This is a genomic window from Pseudomonas sp. LRF_L74 (assembly GCF_965644255.1).
GTDB lineage: Bacteria > Pseudomonadota > Gammaproteobacteria > Pseudomonadales > Pseudomonadaceae > Aquipseudomonas.
In genome coordinates, this window is sequence record NZ_CBFFRH010000008.1 from 1 (window position 1) to 20,237 (window position 20,237).

A 20,237-nucleotide genomic window follows, 5' to 3' on the forward strand; every position below is an offset into this window, starting at 1 on the left:
GTCATCGTCAAGCTCCTATCACCAGACCCCCAATCCGAGCAATCGGGTTGGGGGTTTGGCTTTGGGCTAGGGAAAATATTGGGCATATTGGCGGATTATCTACTCTGAGTGCCCGTTTAATTGCATATTTAAGCATCTGATATCTCTAATGGATGCGTTTCATGCAATTACCAGATCTCAATCTTCTCGTGGCGCTGGATGTGCTGCTGGAGGAAGGTAGTGTTGTTGGGGCTGCTCGGCGCATGCATCTGAGTGCGCCCGCCATGAGCCGCACATTGGCGCGTATTCGAGAAGCTGTCGGCGATCCGATCCTTGTCAGGGCTGGTAGACGCCTTGTGCCGACGCCGCGCGCCCTGGAGTTGCGGGACCAGGTTCGTGGTGTCGTTGAACAGGCCGCGGGGCTGTTCAGGTCATCGGCAGTCGATCTGTCCAGCCTGGATCGTCATTTCCATGTTCGAACCAATGACATCTTCATGGTTTGTTATGGCGGTCGTCTTTTCGAGCGGATGCACCTCGAGGCCCCTAATGCCGTTCTGCATTTCGTACCGGAAATCAATGGCGATGATGAGGCTTTGCGCGAAGGCCGTGTCGACTTGATCGTCGGCGCTTCAAATCGGTTGACTCCGGAGATCAAGTCGCAAGGCTTGTTCGAGGCCAGCTTCGTCGGGCTTGTACGGGAAGGGCATCCGATTTTCGATGGGCCGATAACTCCTAGACGTTTTGCCACTTTCGACCAGATGAGTGTGTCGCGACGTGGCATTACCAGAGGCCCTATCGATCATGCCTTGGCGGAGCTGGGGTTGAGTCGCCGGGTGGCGATGATCTCGCCGAGCTTCTTTTCCGCTGTGCTTGCCTTGCGTGAGTCGGACCTGATTCTGCCCATGCCCGATCTTGTAGGAAGCACTTGTATCGAGCTGGGTTTGCCATTGAGGACATTCGAGATCCCGCTTGCACTCGATAGTGTGAGGGTGAGGCAGTCCTGGCATCCGCGTCTTGATAATGATCCGGCGCATTGCTGGTTGAGGGCGATGATCAAGCAATGCTGCATCGAGGGCACGTAACGCTAAGCTCGGCTAATGATTAGTCGTGCGCCAAGCGCAATGACTATTTAAATAGATTGCAGTTTTCGTTATGCGTCCATGACCATAGACTTTCCCGGTACCCGTAGTACCGGAATGTTTCATGTATCACTTTAGTTTTTCTCTCGGGCCGTTCGCAGAATGACCGCCGCGGTGTTGGCGGGCCAAGTATCTACACCGGCCATTAAGTCCGTGCCTACTCCTTTTGGTCTGCGGATCATCGTCGGCCTGCTGGGGGTTCTCCTAGCCGTCCTCGTTTCAGGTTTCAATGAGAACGTTACCAAGATCGCCCTGAGTGACATTCGTGGGGCCATGGGGATCGGTCATGACGAAGGTTCCTGGCTGATCGCCTTGTATGCCGCGCCTTCGGTGTGTGCCATGGCCTTCGCCCCCTGGTTTTCGGTGACCTTCTCACTGCGCTGCTTCACGTTATGCGTAATCACGGGGTTCATGCTCCTGGGATTGTTGTCGCCTCATGCGCCGAACCTCGGTTCGCTCATGGTTCTCCGGGCACTGCAAGGGCTCGCCGGAGGCGCGTTGCCGCCCATGCTAATGACGGTCGCGCTACGCTTCCTGCCCCCTAACATCAAGGTCTACGGGCTTGCCAGTTACGCCCTGACGGCGACGTTCGGACCAGGTCTTGGCACGCCTCTGGCTGCTTTCTGGGTCGAGTATGTTGGTTGGCAATGGGCATTCTGGCAGGTCATTCCGTTGAGCCTGGTCGCTATGGTTGCCGTCGCCTGGGGGCTGCCGCAGGACCCTGTGCGCCTGGAGCGTTTCAAGCAGTTCGATTGGCGTGGGCTGCTGCTCGGCTTTCCGGCCATTGCCATGCTGGTCATCGGGCTGGTGCAAGGCGAACGTCTGGCCTGGTTCGAATCGCCGCTCATCGCTCTTCTACTGATTGGCGGGGGCTTGCTACTGATCCTGTTCATGGTCAACGAGTGGTCCCACCCGCTGCCGTTCTTCAAGCTGCAGATGCTCAAAATCCGCAACCTGAGCTTTGCGCTGTTTTCCCTGGCGGGAGTCCTGGTTGTACTGCTTGCGGTCGTGGTCATTCCTTCGGGATACCTGGCTCAGGTCCAGGGCTATCGGCCGTTGCAGACTGCGCCTTTGATGCTGATCGTCGCCATGCCACAACTGCTCGCATTACCTCTGGTCGCAGCGCTGTGCAACCTGCGCTGGATCGACTGCAGATGGGTACTTGCCTGTGGTTTCGCGATGTTGGCGACGTCATGCTGGCTGGGCAGCCATATGACCTCGGCCTGGATTCGCGATGACTTCTACACCGTGCAGTTGTTGCAGATTTTCGGACAGCCGATGGCGGTACTGCCGCTACTGATGCTCTCCACCGGTAGCATCGCTCCGCCCGAGGGGCCGTTCGCTTCAGCCTGGTTCAACTCCGTAAAAGGTTTCGCTGCAGTATTGGCCGGCGGTGTGCTGGATGCGCTGACTACAGCCCGCCTGCATTTTCATTCGACCATGCTGGTTGATCGCCTGGGCAACATGCCATTCGTGGATGGCGCTGGTCTCGCTCGCCGCCTGCAGCAGCAGGCAATGGTACTGACCTATGCCGACCTTTACCTGTACATGGCTGTGCTGGCGGCTGCTTTGATTCTGATCATCCCCTTCGTTCCGACGCGCATCTATCCGCCTCGTGCCACCTGACTCAACGGAATTCGACATGAGTGATACACGCATGCAAAAACCACTGATTTTCTGCGCTGCAGCAATGGCTGCCGGACTGCTGGTCTGGACGGCTTGGCGGATGACAGCGGAGCATGGCGAACAGGCAACCAATGATGCCTTCGTCAACGCCGACTACACCCTGGTCGCACCCAAGGTTTCGGGCTTTATCAGCGAAGTGCTGGTGGCTGATAACGAACGCGTGAAGGCTGGCCAGGTTCTGGCACGCATCGATGATCGTGACTATCGCGCAGCTGTTGAAGGGGCCAAGGCCGAGGTTGCCAGTGCCCAGGCACAGCTTGCCAATGCCCAGGCCATTCTGGAGCGCCAGGCGTCATTGATCGAGCAAGCTGAGGCTACGGTGAGGGTCGACCTGGCCGAGGTGCTGTTTGCCAGGCACGAGGTGGAGCGCTATACGCACCTGGCTGGCCAGGGCGCGGGGACCCTGCAGAATTTGCAGCAGGCCCAGGCGCGTTTCGATACCGCCAAAGCGCATCAACTGGAACACCAGGCGGCCTTGTTGGCGACGCGCAAGCAGACCGATGTCCTCACTGCCCAGCGCGATGCCGCAGCTGCAGCGGTACAGCGTGCAGATGCCTTGTCGGTCCGTGCCGAACTCGATCTTTCCCATACCGAACTGGTTGCGCCCATGGATGGCATGGTCGGACGTCGAGCCGTACGTGTTGGCGCTTTCGTCAGCCCAGGGAATGCCTTGCTGGCCGTGGTGCCTCTGGATCAGGCTTATGTCGTCGCCAACTTCCAGGAAACGCAATTGACCGATGTGCGACTGGGCCAGCCGGTCGAGATCGCTGTCGATACCTTTCCCGGCGAGCGTTTGCGTGGCCACGTGGAAAGCATCGCCCCGGCGACCGGGGTCACGTTCGCCAGTGTGGCGCCAGACAATGCCACGGGGAATTTCACCAAGGTTGTCCAGCGTATCCCGGTGCGTATCGTGCTGGATGCCGGGCAGCCGCTGGTTGGCCATCTGCGCGTGGGAATGTCCGTGGAGGCCAGTATCGACACGCGTTTCGAGCCCCAGGCGACGGCTGCGGTGAATTGAAATGACACGTCATGCACTGCTGGTTCTTGCCAGCCTGATACTGGGCGCCTGCAGCCTGGGTACCGATTTCGTCAAGCCCGAGCCGGTGCTCGCATCGCGCTGGGCGTTGCCTATCGGTGATGAAGTGAACAGCCAGGCCGTCGAAGGCGAAGTGCAAGCGCGCTGGTGGGATACGTTCAACGACCCGCAGCTGTCTGCGCTGATCCAGCGTGTGGCCAAGGACAATCTGGATCTGCAACTTGCCGCCAGCCGCCTTGAGCAGAGCCGGGCGGCCCGCATTGGCACGGCGGCCGATGAGTGGCCGGATCTGAATGGGACTGCCGGCTACAGCCGTTCGCGCAACAGCCAGAACGGCCTGAGCGATCCTTCGGGACATAGCGGCAAGTCCGCCTACAACCTCTGGCAGGCGGGGTTCGACAGTAGCTGGGAGCTTGATTTGTGGGGCCGCGTGAGGCGTCAGGTCGAGGCCGCCGATGCGGCCGTTCAGGTGTCCGTCGAAGAGCTGCATGGCGTACGCCTGATGGTCATGGCGGATACCGCGCGCAATTACATCCAGCTACGGGGTACGCAGAGAAGCCTGGCTATCGTCGAGCAGAATCTGCAGATCGCCCGACGCACTCTGGGGCTGAACCAGACCCGTCTCGCCGATGGCGTGGCGACTCAACTGGAAGTGGCCGAGGCGGCTGCCCAGGTCGCGGCCATCGAGGCACGCCTGCCGCCGTTGCAGCAGCACCAGGCTCGCTTGATCAATGCCCTGAGCCTGTTGCTGGGCGAGCCGCCGCAGGCACTGCAGAGCGACGTGCAGACCGCCGCCGCACTGCCCAAGGGGCCGGCCCGCATACCGGTTGGCTTGCCGAGCGAACTTGCCCAGCGGCGACCCGATATCCGCCGTGCCGAGGCGGCCCTGCATGGTGCCATCGCGCAGGTCGGCGTGGCGCAGGCGGATTTCTATCCACGTATCACGCTTGACGGTAACGTCGGGCTGCAATCGCTGCAGTTGAGCGACCTAGGCTGGGATTCGCGCCGTTTCGCCTTCGGCCCGTCGCTGAGCGTGCCGCTGTTCGACGGTGGGCGCCTGCGTGGTGCTTTGCAACTGCGTGAAGCCCATCAGCAGGAGGCCGCTATCCTCTATCGCAAGACGGTTCTGGCTGCCTGGCATGAGGTCGACGATGCCTTGATGGCTTATCGTTCCGAGCAGCGTCGCTATGCCAGCCTGGAGCAGGCCGTCGGCCAGACGCGCCAGGCGCTGGATAATGCCGAGCAGCAATATGCCCAGGGCACGGTGGATTTTCTCAATGTGCTCAGCGTGCAGAATACCTTGCTGGCCAATCAGGCCGCGCTGGTGGACAGTGACAGCCAGGTGTCGTTGGCCCTGGTCGATTTGTACAAGGCGCTAGGCGGTGGCTGGCAGGCGGACGCGCTCTCGGCGACGGTGCATTGAAAGATGGCCAATGGCGCGGCAGACTGCGGCGCGCCGTTAACCGACCGAGTGATTGATCATGCTGTTCGTTGTCATGCTGGGCGGCAAACATCCGAGGGCCAAGATCGAGGTCCATGACGTGGTGTTCGCCTTCGCCGAAACGCTTGAAGACACCTATCCGCAACTGCGCCAGGAGTGGTTCGGCAGCCCGGCCGGCATGCATATCGATTCCTGGCTGGAAGTACGTGGCGTGGACGGCTTCCGTGTCGAACTGAGCGAGCTGATGCCGGCTGCTGGCGAGCCCCGTCTGTTCTTCGTCAACCTGGGCGGCTACGAACCCCATGATTTTGGCGAGGCCCATCACTATGTGCTGGTCGTGGCTCGTGACAAGGCCGAGGCCAAGCTCAAAGGCAAGCGTTGCATGCCAGGCTCGTGGGACAAGCCGCATACCGATGCGCTGGTGGATGTGGACGACTGCATCGCCATCGACCAGGTGGGCGGGCGCTACGTCAGGCTGATCGAGGGACAGACCGCGGATATCGTTCGCCGCAGCGACTACATCCTGTTGTGAGTAGGGAGCAAGCCCCATGGACCTGGACAGCATCAAAACCTTTCTCGACATCGCCCGCTATGGCAGTTTCGTTTCCGCTGCCGAACGCCTGTGCGTGACCCAGACCGCCGTATCGGCACGCATTCAGAAGCTGGAAAACCTGCTCGGGTGCCAGCTTTTCGTGCGTAATCGTGGCGGCTGTCGCCTGACCGTCGATGGCGAGCGGTTCGTGGTTCATGCGACTCAGTTGCTACAGACCTGGGAGGCTGCGCGACGCGACCTGCCGATGCCCGTCGGCTGCGACAATCTACTGCGTATCGGCGGTGAGACGAGCCTGTGCAACCCGCTCATGCTGGAGTGGATCGGTGCGCTGAAGGATGCGCTTCCCAGTCACGCGATACGCAGTGAGATCGGTTCCGGTCCGCACCTGTTGCGTCAGCTCGAAGACGGTGAACTGGATGCCGTACTGGTCTACCAGCCTGCCTATTGGCCCGGCCACCAGGTCGAACAGGTACTCGAGGAAAAGCTGATCCTGGTTCGGGCGGCCAACCCCGATCCCTATGTCTATATCGACTGGGGCGAGGGTTTTCGCCAGGAGCATGACAGCGCCTTGCCGGAAAAGGCACGCGCCGCAGTGAGCTTCAATCTCGGCCCTCTGGCCCTGCAATACATCCTGGGCAGGGGCGGCAGCGGCTATTTCCGTACGCGGGTGGTCGAGCGCTACCTGGCATGTGGCTTGTTGCAGCGGGTGCCCAAGGCACCGGAGTTCACCTATCCCACGTACCTGGTTTATTCCCGCGAGCGGGACTGCGCCTCGTTGCAGAGCGCTTTCGAAACGCTGCGCCATGTCGTGCGTCACAGCACGGACTGGTCCCAGCGCTGGAATCCGGTGCTTTGACCGCTCGCCAAAAAAAACGGGGCTCGTCCAGTGAAGGAGGAGCCCACGTGGAGGATCGCTTTGGAGGATTCCTGATCGGCCATGGCCGGTCGGGAAGCGGTGCTTGCAGACCACTCCAAAAGCGATGCGCAAGTCTGCATCGTCGAGCCGGGTGCCGACCAATGGATAAAACTGCTCGTATGCTGCATTTATTTTGCTGGATGGCGCTGGCTTTGTTGCCTTGCCGGAGAATGTTTGCGTCCGCGCGATGAGTCGCCAGAGCCGGCGGAGGTTGTCGAACCGCTCCGTTTGCCGCAGCATTATCGCCCGAGGTGTGGCTTGCAGCCCAGTTGTAGCGTCGATATCTCCTGACAATCAAAGACCTGTGCCAATTCTCCGTGCCTAATCCCGGAGAGTGAAAATTTCTTGACGCCTGTGGCGATCGCCGATCAGCCGCCGGTCTATTTGCCGATGAGGAAGACAAGTTGATCATCCATCCTAAAGTTCGCGGTTTCATCTGTACCACCACGCATCCTGTGGGTTGCGAGCGCAATGTGCTCGAGCAGATCGAAGCCACCCGCGCCCTCGGCGTGCGTGAAGATGGTCCGAAGAAGGTCCTGGTGATCGGCGCCTCCAGCGGTTATGGCCTGGCTGCGCGTATCACTGCCGCCTTCGGCTTCAAGGCCGATACCCTGGGCGTATTCTTCGAGAAGCCTGGCTCTGAGACCAAGGCCGGGACTGCCGGCTGGTACAACTCCGCCGCATTCGACACGTTCGCCAAGGCCGAGGGCCTGTACAGCAAATCGATCAATGGCGATGCCTTCTCCGACGAAGCGCGGGCCCGGGTCATCGAGCTGATCAAGAACGAAATGGGCGGCAAGGTCGACCTGATCATCTACTCCCTGGCTTCTCCGGTACGCAAGTTGCCGCAGAGCGGTGAAGTGATCCGTTCCGCGCTCAAGCCTATCGGCCAACCGTACACGTCGACCGCCATCGACACCAACAAGGATGTCATCATCGAGGCCTCCATCGAGCCGGCCAGCGAGCAGGAAATCGCCGATACCGTCACGGTCATGGGCGGCCAGGACTGGGAACTGTGGATCGATGCCCTGCAGAAGGCCGAGGTGTTGGCTCCTGGTGTGCAAACCCAGGCGTTCAGCTACATCGGCACTGAAATCACCTGGCCAATCTACTGGCATGGCGCACTGGGCAAGGCCAAGCAGGACCTGGACGAGACCGCCGTGCGCCTGAACCAGCGCCTGCAGGCCATTGGGGGTGGCGCCAACGTGGCGGTACTGAAGTCGGTCGTCACCCAGGCCAGCTCGGCGATCCCGGTGATGCCGCTGTACCTGTCCATGGTGTTCAAGATCATGAAGGAAAAGGGCTTGCACGAAGGCACCATCGAGCAGCTCAACCGCATGTTCCGCGACCGCCTGTATCGTGCCGATGGGCAGCCGGCCGAGGTCGATGCAGAAGGTCGCCTGCGTCTGGACGACTGGGAACTGCGTGACGACGTCCAGGATGCCTGCAAGGCCCTGTGGCCGCAGGTGACCAGCGAGAACCTGTTCGACATCACCGACTACGCCGCGTACAAGCGCGAGTTCCTGAAGCTGTTCGGCTTCGAGCGCAAGGATGTGGACTACGACGCCGACGTATCGGCTTTCGTCGAGTTCGACTGCATTTCGCTCTGATTGCCAGCGGCACCTGGGGTGTTTCCAGGTGCCGTCTACCCACGTTGGGCAGCACTCATCGTTTTCCATCAGGCTGATTGCCCGGCGCCTGCGTCGCCTTCATGCGCCTGCTTATCCAGAACCGACACGCTGGCCTCTGGCAAGAGCCATTGGTTTTCTTGCTTGATCGACGGCTGCTAAAGTTCAGCGGGTCACAGCCGATCCGATAGAAACAAGAACAACACCCCTCATTGCTGCCGTCACCAAGGCTCGAGAACTCGATGAACATCAAACAGAAGTTGACTTGGGCCTTCGCGGCCGTCGCGTGTGTGCCAGTCATTTTGGTCGCTTTCGTCGTCGTGCTGAATTTACGCAGCCAGGCGCAGGATGGCTTCGTTGAAAGCAGTGGCCGAGAGATCCGCCAGATCGACAATGCCATGCGTCTGTTCTTCGATAGCATCAGCCAGAACGTGAGCTATTTGTCCAAGGAGCCGCTGGTCAATAGCCTGGGGGACTTGAAGAAATACATGGGCGCCGATGCGGCCCAGACGCCGTTGACCGAGGACAATCAGCAGTTGCTGGCGATGTTCACGCGCTTTGCGGAAAACCACCCGACGACGGCCTATCTTTCCGTCGCCCGGCCTGACGGCGGCTATGCCAGCTGGCCGAACGACAGCAAACTGGCCAACTACGATCCGCGCGTTCGTCCCTGGTACCAGGCCGCCATGGCCGCTCCAGGAAAGACCACCCGGACCGCGGCCTACTATTGGGCGCCTGACGACACCGTCCTGATCTGCACGGTGCACACCTTGGAAGGGGCGAATGGCCAACCCATTGGCGTGATCGGCCTGGATGTCTCGCTCAAGCAGCTCACCGATCTGGTCAAGCAGATCAAGATCGGTGACAGCGGTTACCTGATGCTGGTCGAGAACAGTGGCAACGTCCTCGTCGATCCGGGCAACGCCGCGCATACCTTCAAGTCCCTGGCCGATCTGGAAGGGGATTATCCGGCGCTGGCAAAAATCAGCAGTGGCTTTACCGAGCTGAATATCAATGGCACGACCTACATGGCCAATGTTTATTCATCGGATGCGCTGGGATGGCGATTCATCGGCTTGATTCAGCGCGATGAGGTCATGAGCGCCACGACGCGTCTCACGTGGTTGATCGTATTGATCACCGCGGTTCTCGTGCTGGTATTCGCCCTGGCCGGGGCGGCATTCGCAGGCATGATCGTACGGCCGATCCGCAGCGTTTCCAGTGGCCTGGAGGGCATCGCCCAGGGCGAGGGCGACCTGACCCGTAGCCTGGATATCCAGGGCAAGGATGAAACCGCGACCCTGGCACGCTGGTTCAACCAGTTCCTGGGCAGCATTCGCCAACTGGTACAGCGCATCATCGGTGCATCCGGAGAACTGCAGAAGGCATCCGATGCCAGCACCCGCGTTGCGCACAACATGAACGATGCCGCTGGCCGGCAGCGTGAGGCGGTCGAGCTGGTTTCCACGGCGTTCAACGAAATGGTCGCGACCGCCAACGAAGTGGCACGCTCGTGCAGCGAAGCGGCGGCATCCGCCGACGCGGGCCATCGCCAGGTGTACAACGGCCAGACCCAGATCGACGAAGCCACCGGCAGCGTCTCGCGACTGAGCGACAACCTGCAACAATCGACCCAGGCCATGCAGGTGCTGGAGCAGGACAGCAAGAACATCAATGCCATCCTCGACACCATCCGCTCGATTGCCGAGCAGACCAACCTGCTGGCGCTCAACGCCGCCATCGAGGCGGCCCGGGCCGGTGACCAGGGCCGTGGCTTCGCGGTGGTTGCCGACGAGGTGCGTGCCTTGGCCAAGCGTACCGCCGACTCGACGGGAGAGATCGACGGGTTGCTGGGTAACCTGGCACGGCGCACCCAGGAAGTGACCCGGCAGATGCAGAGCAGCCTGGAAATGTCGCAGAGCAGTGTCGAGCGTATCCGCCAGGCGCGTGACAGCTTCGAGCAGATCCGTAGCTCGGTGGATAACATTCGTGACCAGAGCACGCAGATCGCCACGGCTGCCGAAGAGCAGCACCAGGTCGCCGAGGACATCAACCGGCATATCGCCCAGATCCATTCCGACGCCTTGCTGGTCGAGGAACTGGCGCAATCGGCGCGCGCCGACTCCCAGCAACTGGAGCACCTGTCTGCCGAGCTGAACGGCCTGGTCGGACGCTTCAGGACCTGATCCAGGGCGGTTGGGCGAGGCTACCCGCATGGCCTTGTCCGAGCCCCCGGCTGGGTTTTTTCGGTTACAATCGGCGCACCGTACCCGGCTGTGAACCGGGAAAGCCCGACCGGGGAACGTTCAGACGAGGTGAGTGAACCGTGGACATTATCGACACTATCAAAGACCAGATCGCCAATAACACCATCCTGCTGTACATGAAAGGCTCGCCGAACGCGCCGCAGTGCGGTTTTTCCGCGCGCGCCTCGCAAGTGGTGATGGCCTGCGGCGAGAAGTTCGCCTACGTCGATATCCTGCAGAACCCGGAAATCCGTGCGAACCTGCCCAAGTACGCCAACTGGCCGACTTTTCCGCAACTATGGGTTGGCGGTGAGCTGGTCGGCGGCAGCGATATCATGACCGAGATGTTCGAGAAGGGTGAACTGCAGACCCTGATCAAGGAAGCCGCGCAAAAAGCCAGCGCGGAATAAGCCCGCTTTCAAGCTGCGCAATGTTTCAGAAAGATCCGATGCCGGTTGCCGGCATCGGATTTTTTATGGCTGGCCATTCGCTCCAGTAAGCGCCGGCCGTACGCGTGCATGGAACAGCTGGAGTATGCGTCGCCGTGCAGTTTGCATGTGTACAGGCCGCATGGATCTTGCAATTTGCAATGTCAAAGCTGCCATGAATTTTCGTATCTATATGATTTTTAATAATAATTTTTTGTAATTGGTTTGGCACGTAGCATGCACCGCTCCTTGGCAGTGAAAGCCACCTGAGCGGGGAGATTCATCATGCAAATCGTCATCCGTGAGCTGTTCCAAGCCTTTCCAAGCCATGAAGTCGCCATCAAGCCGCGTCCCGACGGCAAGCTGTTGTTGACCTTGAGCCAGGGCGGCCAGGCGACGCTGAACAAGGCCATCGAAAGTGATGCGGTGTTTTGCCAGCAGCGTGTGCGTGCGGTGATTCGCGATTTGCTGCGGGATATCAAGCTGGCGTCGGGCGAGGTCTCCATTGCCCACGGCAGCCAGTGGGTGCTCAACGATCTGCCGACGTTCACTGGCGGACCGATCCAGCAGACCGCCTCGAAAACCCTGTTCGCCCGCCGCAAGCTGGATGCCCACAAGGCAGCCGCGCGTCAGTCGGCTGCGGTTTGAGCCACCGGTGCGTCTTCAAGGCGCGTCGGCTGCCTGTTCGTTTTCCTGGCCGAAGCGCCTGAGCGTTTGCAAGAACGCCTGCAGGACAGGTGACTGATCGCCCTTGCGGTAGAGGCAGATCAGTTCAATCGCCGAATCGCCACGACAACTCAGCGGCCGGTAGACCACACCAGGCAGGCGCAGGTTGGTCGCCGCACGCGGCACGATGCTCATACCCAACCCGCCGCCGACCAGCGCGATGCTGGTGGTGACGTCCGTCACTTCGTGGGCGATCACCGGATGGGCGTCGTATCGCGAGAACATTTGCTGAATCTGCACCACCAGGCTGCCACGTACGCCGCGCGGGTAGAGGATCATGGGCTCTGCGAGAATCTCGCCCAGGTCGATGCTGTCGCGCCCGCTCAGCGGATGCTGTTCGCTCAGCGCCAGCATCAGTGGTTCGCGACGCACTTCTTCCTGCTCGATATCCGGTTCGGCCGGGACCAGGCGATTGAAGCCGATGGTCAGGCGCCGTTCACGCAGCGCCTGGATCTGCGCGTCCTTGTCCATGGGATGCAGCGAGACGCCGACTGCCGGATAGGCACTGGTGAAGCGCTTGAGCACCTGTGGGATGAGGTCGAGTATCGATGAGCCGAAAATGCCGATCGCCAGCTTGCCGCGTTGGCCCGACGACAACAGCTTCGATTCCTCGGCGGCGAAGCTGAGGTCGCCAAGAATGCGCTGGGCGTGGTGATAAAAGGATTCCCCGGCGCTGGTCAGCGCGACCCGCTTGGAGTTGCGTTCGAGCAGGACCGCCGAGATGTCATCCTCCAATTGCTGAATCTGCCGGCTCAAGGCCGATTGCGAGATGTACAGGCGTTCGGCCGCCCGGTTGAAGTTCAGTTCTTCCGCGACGGCGATGAAATAGCGTAATTGCCTGATTTCCATGTCCTGGCCCATTGACGTGCAACGATGCGTTTTAGTCATTGTTCGTTGAGTATACGGTATTGGACTGCATCGTTGCCCAGCCCTACCTTGATGCCACGGCTACCGGCGACTCGCCGGATGGTTCTTTTCGGCACTGATGGCAGGCATTTCATGCAATCCACACATTTAGACGAGTTGAGCGACGAGCTGTACCGCGCGCTCAAGGACAACCAGGCAATTTCCCCCCTCACCGAACGCTACCCCGAGCTGACGCTGGAGCAGGCTTATCAACTGCAGTTGCGCGTGCTCGCTCGCCGTCTGGAAAACGGCGAGCGAGTGATCGGCAAGAAGATCGGCGTCACCAGCCGCGCGGTGATGGAGCAATTGAACGTCGAGCAACCCGACTTCGGCCATCTCACTTCGGCGATGCTGCGCGAAGAGGGTGCCTCCATTGCCGTGTCCAGCCTGATCGCGCCCAAGGCGGAGGGGGAGATTGCCTTTCTGCTCAAGCACGACCTGTGCGGGCCGGGACTGACCGTTGCCGACGTAATGCGTGCCACCGAGTACGTCATGCCGTGCTTCGAGATCGTCGACTCGCGCATTCGTGACTGGAAGATCAGCATCCAGGACACCGTCGCCGACAACGCATCCTCCGGGCTCTTCGTGCTGGGGGACGGGGCCATCGACCCGCGCCAGCTCGATCTTGGCCTGGTCGGCATGACCCTGGAACTCAACGGCGAGGTCGTCGGCACCGGTGCCGGGGCGGCGGCGCTCGGTCATCCGGCCAATGCCGTGGCCTGGCTGGCCAATACGCTCGGACGCCTGGGCATGTCCCTCAATGCCGGCGAGGTGATTCTGTCCGGCGCGCTGTCCGCCATGGTGCCGGTCAAGGCCGGTGACAACCTGCGCATGAGTCTTGGCGGCATCGGTTCCGCCAGCGTGCGCTTCATCTGAACGGAGTGTGACGACATGGCGCTGAACGCGACCACCATCAATGAACTGGCCCTGCACCTCGACAGCGCGGAGCGGCAGGCGCACGCCGTTCACAAGATCACCGACGATTTTCCCGAGATGGATTGGGCCGATGCCTATGCCATCCAGGACGCCATCCGCGAGCTCCAGCGGCAGCGTGGCGTGCGCATCGCCGGCCTGAAAATGGGCCTGACCTCCAGCGCCAAGATGCGCCAGATGGGCGTGGTCGAACCGATCCACGGTTTCATCACCGATTACGGCGCGGTGGCGGATGGCGGCGAGATCGACACCGGCACGTTGATTCATCCCAAGGTCGAGGCGGAGATCGCCTTCGTCACCAACCGCCCGCTGCGGGGGCCGGGTTGCCACATCGGCGAAGTCCTGGCGGCGACCGAGTTCGTCTTGCCGGCGGTGGAGATCATCGACTCACGCTATGAGGATTTCCGCTTCGACCTCAAGAGCGTGATCGCCGACAACACCTCGTCTGCGCGCTATGTGCTCGGTGGGCGCACGTTGCGTCCGCAAGGGCTGGACCTGCGCAATCTCGGCGTGGTCATGGCGCGCAATGGCCGCGTGGTGGCCACCGCCAGTGCCGCCGCCGTTCTCGGCCATCCCGCGCAGAGCGTGGCGATGCTGGCCAACATGTTGGGAGCCCGCGACCGCGATATTCCCGCCGGCACCCTGATCCTCACTGGCGGGGTGACCGAGGCCATCGCCGTCGAGGTGGGCGACAACATCAACGTACGCTTCCAGCACCTGGGCAGCGTCTCCATGCGTTTCGTCTGAACGGAGCCTGTCATGCCAATCATTCAAGTGCACCTGATCGCCGGGCGCAGCGAAGAACAGAAGGCCCATTTCATCGAAGCCATCAGCCGGGCCGCGGTGGATACGCTGGATGCGCCCATCGAGTCGATCCGGGTAATCATCAACGAGGTGCCCAGCACCGATTTCGGCATCGCCGGGCAAACCGCCAAGCAACGTGGGCGCTGAGCCCACATCGCTTCACCTGGATCAACAAGCACAATTACAGGAGATCCCATGACCTCGACACGTTCACGCTGCAAGGTCGCGATCATCGGCTCGGGCAATATCGGCACCGACCTGATGATCAAGGTGCTGCGCCATGGCCAGCATCTGGAAATGGCGGCGCTGGTCGGCATCGACCCCGCTTCGGATGGCCTGGCCCGTGCCCGGCGGCTCGGGGTGGCGACCACCGCGGGCGGCCTGGAAGGCCTGCTGGGGCTGCCGGGCTTCGATGAAATCGGCATCGTCTTCGATGCCACCTCGGCGCAGGCCCACGGGCGTCACAACGAGGCCTTGCAAGCCCATGGCGTCAAGGTCATCGACCTGACGCCGGCGGCCATCGGCCCCTATGTGATCCCGGCGATCAACCTCGACGATGAATGGCAGGCAGCGAACATCAACATGGTCACCTGCGGTGGCCAGGCGACCATTCCTATCGTCAAGGCGATCTCCCAGGTCACGACGGTGCATTACGCGGAAATCGTCGCGGCCATCTCCAGCCGTTCGGCGGGGCCTGGCACCCGGGCGAATATCGACGAATTCACCGAAACCACCAGCCGTGCCATCGAACGGCTCGGCGGCGCGCAGCGGGGCAAGGCGATCATCATCCTCAACCCGGCCGAGCCGCCACCGATCATGCGTGACAGTGTGTTCGTGCTGTGCGAGCCGGCCGGGCACCAGGCCATCGCGGCCAGTATCGAGACGATGGTCGCCAGGGTGCGCGACTACGTGCCGGGTTATCGACTCAAGCAGCAGGTGCAGTTCGAGGCCATCGACACGCCGATCAACGTGCCGGGGCTCGGCCTGCGCCAGGGCTTGAAGGTCTCGGTGTTCCTCGAAGTCGAAGGCGCCGCGCACTACTTGCCGGCCTATGCGGGCAACCTGGACATCATGACGTCCGCCGCGCTGGCCTGTGCCGAGCGTATTGCCGGCGCAAGGGCATAAGGCCATGGCGCCGCGCCGCTTGTCGATTCGCGAGCGAGTCAGTGGCGCTCGCTTCGAGCTGGATGAGGGCGTTTCGTTGCAGCAGGCCATGGAGCGCTCCTGCTGCCAGGCCATCGCCGTGGGCTGCCGTAACGGCGGCTGCGGGGTGTGCAAGGTCAGGGTGCTCGCGGGGGATTTCGCCTGTGGCGCCATGAGTCGGCGCCAGGTCACGGCGCAGGAGTGCGAGCAGGGATTCGCCCTGGCCTGCCGTCTTTATCCACTAACCGACTTGGAGGTCGAGCGCATCCTCGAACCCGTTGCAAGGCAACCCTGAGTCAGCCGCTGACCCAGCCAGAACAACTACAACAAACAGGTGATGACATGAGAAAAGGTGTTCTACGTCCCGGCCACGTCCAGATCCGTGTGATGAACATGCAGCAGGCGCTCCGGCATTATGTCGAGCTGGTTGGCCTGATCCAGACCCATCAGGACAGCCAGGGGCGCGTCTATCTCAAGGGCTGGACCGAGACCGACCGGTTCTCGGTGATCCTGGCCGAGGCCGAGGTGCCGGGCATGGATTTCACCGGCTTCAAGGTGCGCGACGAGCAGACACTGGTTGCACTGACCCAGGATCTACAGGCCTTTGGCTGCCAGGTGGAGCAGATCCCCGCCGGGGAGCTGGATTTCTGCGGGCGGCGCGTGCGTTTCCTGTGCCCGACCGGGCATTGGATCGAACTGTATGCCGACAAGCAGTACACCGGCCGCTGGGGCGTCGGCGAAATCAACCCGGAGGCCTGGCCGCGAGGCTTGCGTGGCATGCGTGCGCACGCTTTCGACCATTGCCAATTGCATGGCAGCGAGCTGGCGCTGAACCGCGAGCTGTTCGTCGATGTGCTGGGCTTCCACGTCACCGAGCAGGTGCTCGATGGCAACGGCGAGAGCGTGGCCGACTGGCTGTCGCTGTCGATCAAGGCCCATGACGTGGCCTTCGTCGGCGATGGCAACGTCGGGGCGTTCCATCATGCCGCGTTCTACCTGGACACCTGGGAGTCCCTGCTCAGGGCTGGCGACCTGCTGTCGATGACCGACACCTCGCTGGACGTCGGCCCGACCCGGCATGGCATCACCCACGGGCAGAGCATGTATTTCTTCGATCCGTCCGGTAACCGCAACGAGGTGTTCGCCGGTGGCGATGTCCATTATCCGGACCAGAAACCGGTGATCTGGCAGGAGAAGGACATCGGCAAGGCGATCTTCTATCACAGCCGGGTGCTCAACGAGCGCTTCCTCACGGTGATGACCTGATAACCAGGGGGACTCCAATGAGCAAGAAACTCTACATATCCGACGTCACCCTGCGTGACGGCAGCCATGCCATCCGCCACCAGTACACCCTGGAGCAGGCGCGGGCCATCGCCACGGCGCTCGACCGTGCCGGCGTCGCCAGCATCGAGGTGGCCCACGGCGACGGCCTGCAGGGCTCGTCGTTCAACTATGGCTTCGGCCGCCACTCCGACCTGGAATACATCGAGGCGGTGGCCGACAGCATTTCCCAGGCGCGCATCGCCACCTTGCTGCTGCCCGGCATCGGCACCGTGCATGACCTCAAGGATGCCTACCAGGCCGGTGCCAGCGTGGTGCGGGTGGCAACCCATTGCACCGAGGCGGACGTGTCGCGCCAGCACCTCGAATACGCCCGTACGCTGGGCATGGACGCCGTCGGTTTCCTGATGATGAGCCATATGCAGACGCCAGCGGGGCTGGCCGAGCAGGCCCGGTTGATGGAGAGCTACGGCGCGACCTGCATCTACATGGCCGACTCGGGCGGGGCGATGAACATGCGGGACGTGCGCGAGCGCATGCGTGCCCTGAAGGATGCGCTGGACGCGTCCACCGAAGTCGGCATGCATGCCCACCATAACCTCAGCCTCGGCGTGGCCAACTCCATCGTCGCGGTGGAGGAGGGCTGTGATCGTATCGATGCCAGCCTCGCCGGCATGGGCGCCGGCGCGGGCAACGCGCCGCTGGAGGTGTTCATCGCCGCCGCCGACAAGCTGGGCTGGAACCATGGCACCGACCTGTATGCGCTGATGGATGCCGCCGATGACCTGGTGCGACCGCTGCAGGACCGGCCGGTGCGGGTCGACCGGGAAACCCTCGGCCTGGGTTATGCCGGGGTCTATTCGAGCTTCCTGCGGCACGCCGAGATCGCCGCCGAGCGCTACGGCCTGAAGACCCTCGACATCCTCGTCGAGCTGGGGCGACGGCGAATGATCGGCGGTCAGGAGGACATGATCGTCGATGTCGCACTGGACTTGCTGGGAACGCCTGCCTGACGTCACTGCACGAGGGATTCGAACATGCATAACAAGAACAATAGCGATGTGCTCCTGCAGCAACCCGCTCAACGCCTCTCGCTGGGGAACCAGCCGTTTCTCGGCGGCGTCGGGCTGGGCTGTGTGATCGTGCTGTCGCTGGCGCTGATCGGTTGTTTCAGCGGCGCATTCTTCGCCACCTGGGTAACTTTCTTCGTGGTCTGCTGCGTACCTGTGCAGATCGTCCTGGCGATGCTCTGGCGCGGCCAGTATCCGGGCTGGCTCAAGCAACTGGCGCAGCCATGGCGCGGGCTGGCCCTGGTGGCCATGAGCCTGGCGGGCGGTGCCCTGATCGCCAGCCTGGTGTTCTTCACCCAGGCCCGGGAAGTCGGGCCGCCCACGCCTTTCACCCTGATGTACGTGATCTTCTGCGTGCTGCTGAGCTTCTGGCTGGTGATCATCTGGGAGTGCTGGCCGTTGTCCAGGCTGCTGCGCCACCCGCTGGCGCTGGGGCTGGCGACGCTGCTGGTCGCCTATCTGCTTGGCTACCGGCTGTTTGCCTGGCTGTTCGACTTTTCGGCGATGGCCGGCGCGCCGTTCTACCGTGCCGAGCTCGACCCGCAAGGGTTGGCCCCGGCGTTCGAGATACTGGCCTTCGCGGTGACCACCGTGGGGGTGACCTTTGCCTGTGTGCTGCTCGGTTTCTGGCCGCTCGGCTCTCGGCTGCAAGGCCTCCAGCCATGGGCCGGGTTGGCGCGCAGCGCGCTGGTCCTGGGGCTCAGCGCCGCGCTGTACCTGGGCGCCACCCGGTTACTGGGGATCGCGGCGGTGCCGTTCATGGTGCATGGCGCGATTGCCCTGCTGTTTGGTTGCCTGGTGCCGCTGCTGGCCTTCGAGGGCGAGCTGTTCGGTAGGCTCGCGCAGCCTTTGCGCGGCCTGCTGCAACTGCTGGTCGCGCTGCTCGCGGGGGCTGTGCTGCCCCGCCTGTACTGGGTCGCCGGGCCCTGGCTCAGTGGCCCGATGAGCGCGGGCGCGGTGGACTACGCCCATGAATTCTGGCTGGCCTCGGCACTGCTGGCGATGACCTTCCCTGTGCTGGTTGCATTCAGCCAGTTCTTCGATTTCTGGCCATTGCGCCGCCGCTGACCCTTTTCCATTGCTTTCCAGGTACCCGGCCATGAGGCCCGGTGCATGGCGTTCGCTCGTCTCGACAAAGGAGTCCGTAGATGCACAAGAACAACAAGCACGCACTGCTCGTCATTCCCTTGCTGCTGGGAGTGGTATCGCCTGGCATGGCCAGTGAGGGCGGCGGCTCGTCCTACCCGATGGGGGCGGAGAACTACATGTCCGGGGCATTGCCGCCGCCGGGCTGGTATGCCCAAGTGTACGCGCAGCACTATGCGGCCGACGACCTCAAGGGCAACGATGGGCACGCCCTCGACCTGGATTTTCGCCTGCGCGCCACTGTCGTCGCGCCACGCCTGGTATGGGTGAGCGAGAGCAAGGTGCTGGGGGGCGACCTGGCATTCCAGGCCATCGCCCCGCTGGTCGACCTCAGTGTCAGCGTCAATGGCGATCGCGAGCGGCGCCGGGGCCTGGGCGACGTGATTTTCGGTCCGGCCCTGGGCTACCACTACAACGAGCGTTTTCATGCGGTCTATGCCCTGGACATCATCGCCCCGACCGGCAGTTACGAGCGTGATCGGCAGGCCAACATCGGCCGAAACCATTGGGCGTTCGAACCGGTCGCCGCATTCAGCTACGTCGACCCGGATGGCCTCAATCTCGATCTCAAGCTGATGTACGACTTCAACCTGCGCAACCCGTCCACCGACTACCGTTCCGGGCAGGAAGCCCATGCCGACTATGCCGTCGGCTGGGGGCTGGGCAATGGCTGGGTGATCGGCGTGGGCGGCTACCTGTATCGCCAGGTCAGCGCTGACCGGCAATCCGGCGAGCGGGTGGCGGACAGCAAGGGCAGGGCATTGGCCATCGGCCCGTCGATCAAGTACAGCAGCGCGGCTGGCTGGTTCGTGACCGGCAAGTGGCAACAGGAAAGCGGCGTGCGCAACCGTCCGCAAGGCGATGCCTACTGGCTGAAATTGACCGTACCGCTGTAAGAACCTGTTCACGATCTTTTCGAGCCCGTCTAAATGGCTGCATTAAGGCAATTGTGAATACACGTCGCAGCCGGTTGGGAGCCTTCGTCATTCCCGCGAAGGCGGGACAGCGGCTCCATCGCTGAACAGCGCTTGCGCTGGCCCGCAGGGGAATAAACCAGAAGACTCAAAGCATCTGGGCTCCCGCCTTCGCGGGAGTGACGGTCAAACACACCGCGTAGGAACGGTTATCGCACGAATGTCCAGCCCTCGACCGCTTCAATAACGCTGACGCCTG

At 62.1% G+C, this 20,237-nt stretch carries 20 protein-coding genes and 1 pseudogene; 20 read left to right on the plus strand and 1 reads right to left on the minus strand.

Annotation, left to right across the window (positions count from 1 at the left end):
- Nucleotides 1-161: 161 nt before the first annotated feature.
- From ACSZPK_RS19730 to ACSZPK_RS19780, 11 genes and pseudogenes are all read left to right on the plus strand, one after another.
- Entirely contained in the window at nucleotides 162-1,061 is a 900-nt protein-coding gene (locus tag ACSZPK_RS19730) for a LysR family transcriptional regulator (protein WP_437883234.1), read from the plus strand.
- Nucleotides 1,062-1,220: 159 nt separating this feature from the next.
- Nucleotides 1,221-2,744: an MFS transporter gene (locus tag ACSZPK_RS19735; RefSeq protein ID WP_437883235.1), complete on the plus strand. Its 1,524-nt coding sequence runs from the start codon at nucleotides 1,221-1,223 to the stop codon at nucleotides 2,742-2,744.
- A 16-nt stretch (nucleotides 2,745-2,760) separates the two neighbouring features.
- A complete protein-coding gene (locus ACSZPK_RS19740; RefSeq protein WP_437883236.1) occupies nucleotides 2,761-3,822 on the plus strand; it encodes an HlyD family secretion protein in 1,062 nt (353 codons plus the stop codon).
- A gap of 1 nt (nucleotide 3,823) precedes the next feature.
- Nucleotides 3,824-5,263, plus strand: a complete 1,440-nt coding sequence (locus ACSZPK_RS19745; RefSeq protein WP_437883237.1) for an efflux transporter outer membrane subunit — start codon at nucleotides 3,824-3,826, stop codon at nucleotides 5,261-5,263.
- 58 nt (nucleotides 5,264-5,321) lie between these two features.
- Nucleotides 5,322-5,813: a DUF1543 domain-containing protein gene (locus ACSZPK_RS19750; RefSeq protein WP_437883238.1), complete on the plus strand. Its 492-nt coding sequence runs from the start codon at nucleotides 5,322-5,324 to the stop codon at nucleotides 5,811-5,813.
- A 16-nt stretch (nucleotides 5,814-5,829) separates the two neighbouring features.
- Nucleotides 5,830-6,690, plus strand: coding sequence for a LysR family transcriptional regulator (locus tag ACSZPK_RS19755; RefSeq protein WP_437883239.1), 861 nt, complete (start codon nucleotides 5,830-5,832; stop codon nucleotides 6,688-6,690).
- Nucleotides 6,691-7,154: 464 nt separating this feature from the next.
- A complete protein-coding gene (gene fabV, locus ACSZPK_RS19760; protein ID WP_437883240.1) occupies nucleotides 7,155-8,360 on the plus strand; it encodes an enoyl-ACP reductase FabV in 1,206 nt (401 codons plus the stop codon).
- Between the two features lie 260 nt (nucleotides 8,361-8,620).
- Nucleotides 8,621-9,709, plus strand: a pseudogene (locus ACSZPK_RS19765) (cache domain-containing sensor histidine kinase); the annotation flags it as partial.
- 87 nt (nucleotides 9,710-9,796) lie between these two features.
- Entirely contained in the window at nucleotides 9,797-10,564 is a 768-nt protein-coding gene (locus ACSZPK_RS19770; RefSeq protein WP_437883450.1) for a methyl-accepting chemotaxis protein, read from the plus strand.
- Between the two features lie 140 nt (nucleotides 10,565-10,704).
- Nucleotides 10,705-11,034 (plus strand): Grx4 family monothiol glutaredoxin, encoded by a 330-nt coding sequence (gene grxD / locus ACSZPK_RS19775; RefSeq protein WP_437883241.1) that lies wholly within the window; start codon nucleotides 10,705-10,707, stop codon nucleotides 11,032-11,034.
- Nucleotides 11,035-11,337: 303 nt separating this feature from the next.
- Complete coding sequence (locus tag ACSZPK_RS19780) at nucleotides 11,338-11,700, plus strand: DUF3509 domain-containing protein (protein WP_437883242.1); 363 nt, start codon at nucleotides 11,338-11,340, stop codon at nucleotides 11,698-11,700.
- Between the two features lie 15 nt (nucleotides 11,701-11,715).
- Here the strand turns inward: ACSZPK_RS19780 and ACSZPK_RS19785 are convergent, their stop codons facing one another.
- Nucleotides 11,716-12,627, minus strand: a complete 912-nt coding sequence (locus ACSZPK_RS19785; RefSeq protein ID WP_437883243.1) for a LysR family transcriptional regulator — start codon at nucleotides 12,625-12,627, stop codon at nucleotides 11,716-11,718.
- 150 nt (nucleotides 12,628-12,777) lie between these two features.
- Between ACSZPK_RS19785 and dmpE the strand changes: the two genes are divergently transcribed.
- From dmpE to ACSZPK_RS19830, 9 genes are all read left to right on the plus strand, one after another.
- On the plus strand, nucleotides 12,778-13,560 hold the full coding sequence (dmpE, locus tag ACSZPK_RS19790; protein ID WP_437883244.1) for a 2-oxopent-4-enoate hydratase: 783 nt from the start codon (nucleotides 12,778-12,780) through the stop codon (nucleotides 13,558-13,560).
- Between the two features lie 15 nt (nucleotides 13,561-13,575).
- Entirely contained in the window at nucleotides 13,576-14,364 is a 789-nt protein-coding gene (gene dmpH / locus ACSZPK_RS19795) for a 2-oxo-3-hexenedioate decarboxylase (RefSeq protein WP_437883245.1), read from the plus strand.
- Between the two features lie 12 nt (nucleotides 14,365-14,376).
- Nucleotides 14,377-14,568: a 2-hydroxymuconate tautomerase gene (locus ACSZPK_RS19800; protein WP_437883246.1), complete on the plus strand. Its 192-nt coding sequence runs from the start codon at nucleotides 14,377-14,379 to the stop codon at nucleotides 14,566-14,568.
- A 48-nt stretch (nucleotides 14,569-14,616) separates the two neighbouring features.
- Nucleotides 14,617-15,546 (plus strand): acetaldehyde dehydrogenase (acetylating), encoded by a 930-nt coding sequence (locus tag ACSZPK_RS19805; protein ID WP_437883247.1) that lies wholly within the window; start codon nucleotides 14,617-14,619, stop codon nucleotides 15,544-15,546.
- A gap of 4 nt (nucleotides 15,547-15,550) precedes the next feature.
- Complete coding sequence (locus ACSZPK_RS19810) at nucleotides 15,551-15,859, plus strand: 2Fe-2S iron-sulfur cluster-binding protein (RefSeq protein ID WP_437883248.1); 309 nt, start codon at nucleotides 15,551-15,553, stop codon at nucleotides 15,857-15,859.
- Nucleotides 15,860-15,906: 47 nt separating this feature from the next.
- On the plus strand, nucleotides 15,907-16,830 hold the full coding sequence (locus tag ACSZPK_RS19815; protein ID WP_437883249.1) for a catechol 2,3-dioxygenase: 924 nt from the start codon (nucleotides 15,907-15,909) through the stop codon (nucleotides 16,828-16,830).
- 17 nt (nucleotides 16,831-16,847) lie between these two features.
- Nucleotides 16,848-17,861, plus strand: coding sequence for a 4-hydroxy-2-oxovalerate aldolase (gene dmpG / locus ACSZPK_RS19820; RefSeq protein WP_437883250.1), 1,014 nt, complete (start codon nucleotides 16,848-16,850; stop codon nucleotides 17,859-17,861).
- A 24-nt stretch (nucleotides 17,862-17,885) separates the two neighbouring features.
- A complete protein-coding gene (locus tag ACSZPK_RS19825) occupies nucleotides 17,886-18,986 on the plus strand; it encodes a hypothetical protein (RefSeq protein ID WP_437883251.1) in 1,101 nt (366 codons plus the stop codon).
- Between the two features lie 80 nt (nucleotides 18,987-19,066).
- Nucleotides 19,067-19,960, plus strand: coding sequence for a SphA family protein (locus ACSZPK_RS19830; protein ID WP_437883252.1), 894 nt, complete (start codon nucleotides 19,067-19,069; stop codon nucleotides 19,958-19,960).
- Nucleotides 19,961-20,237: the final 277 nt, after the last annotated feature.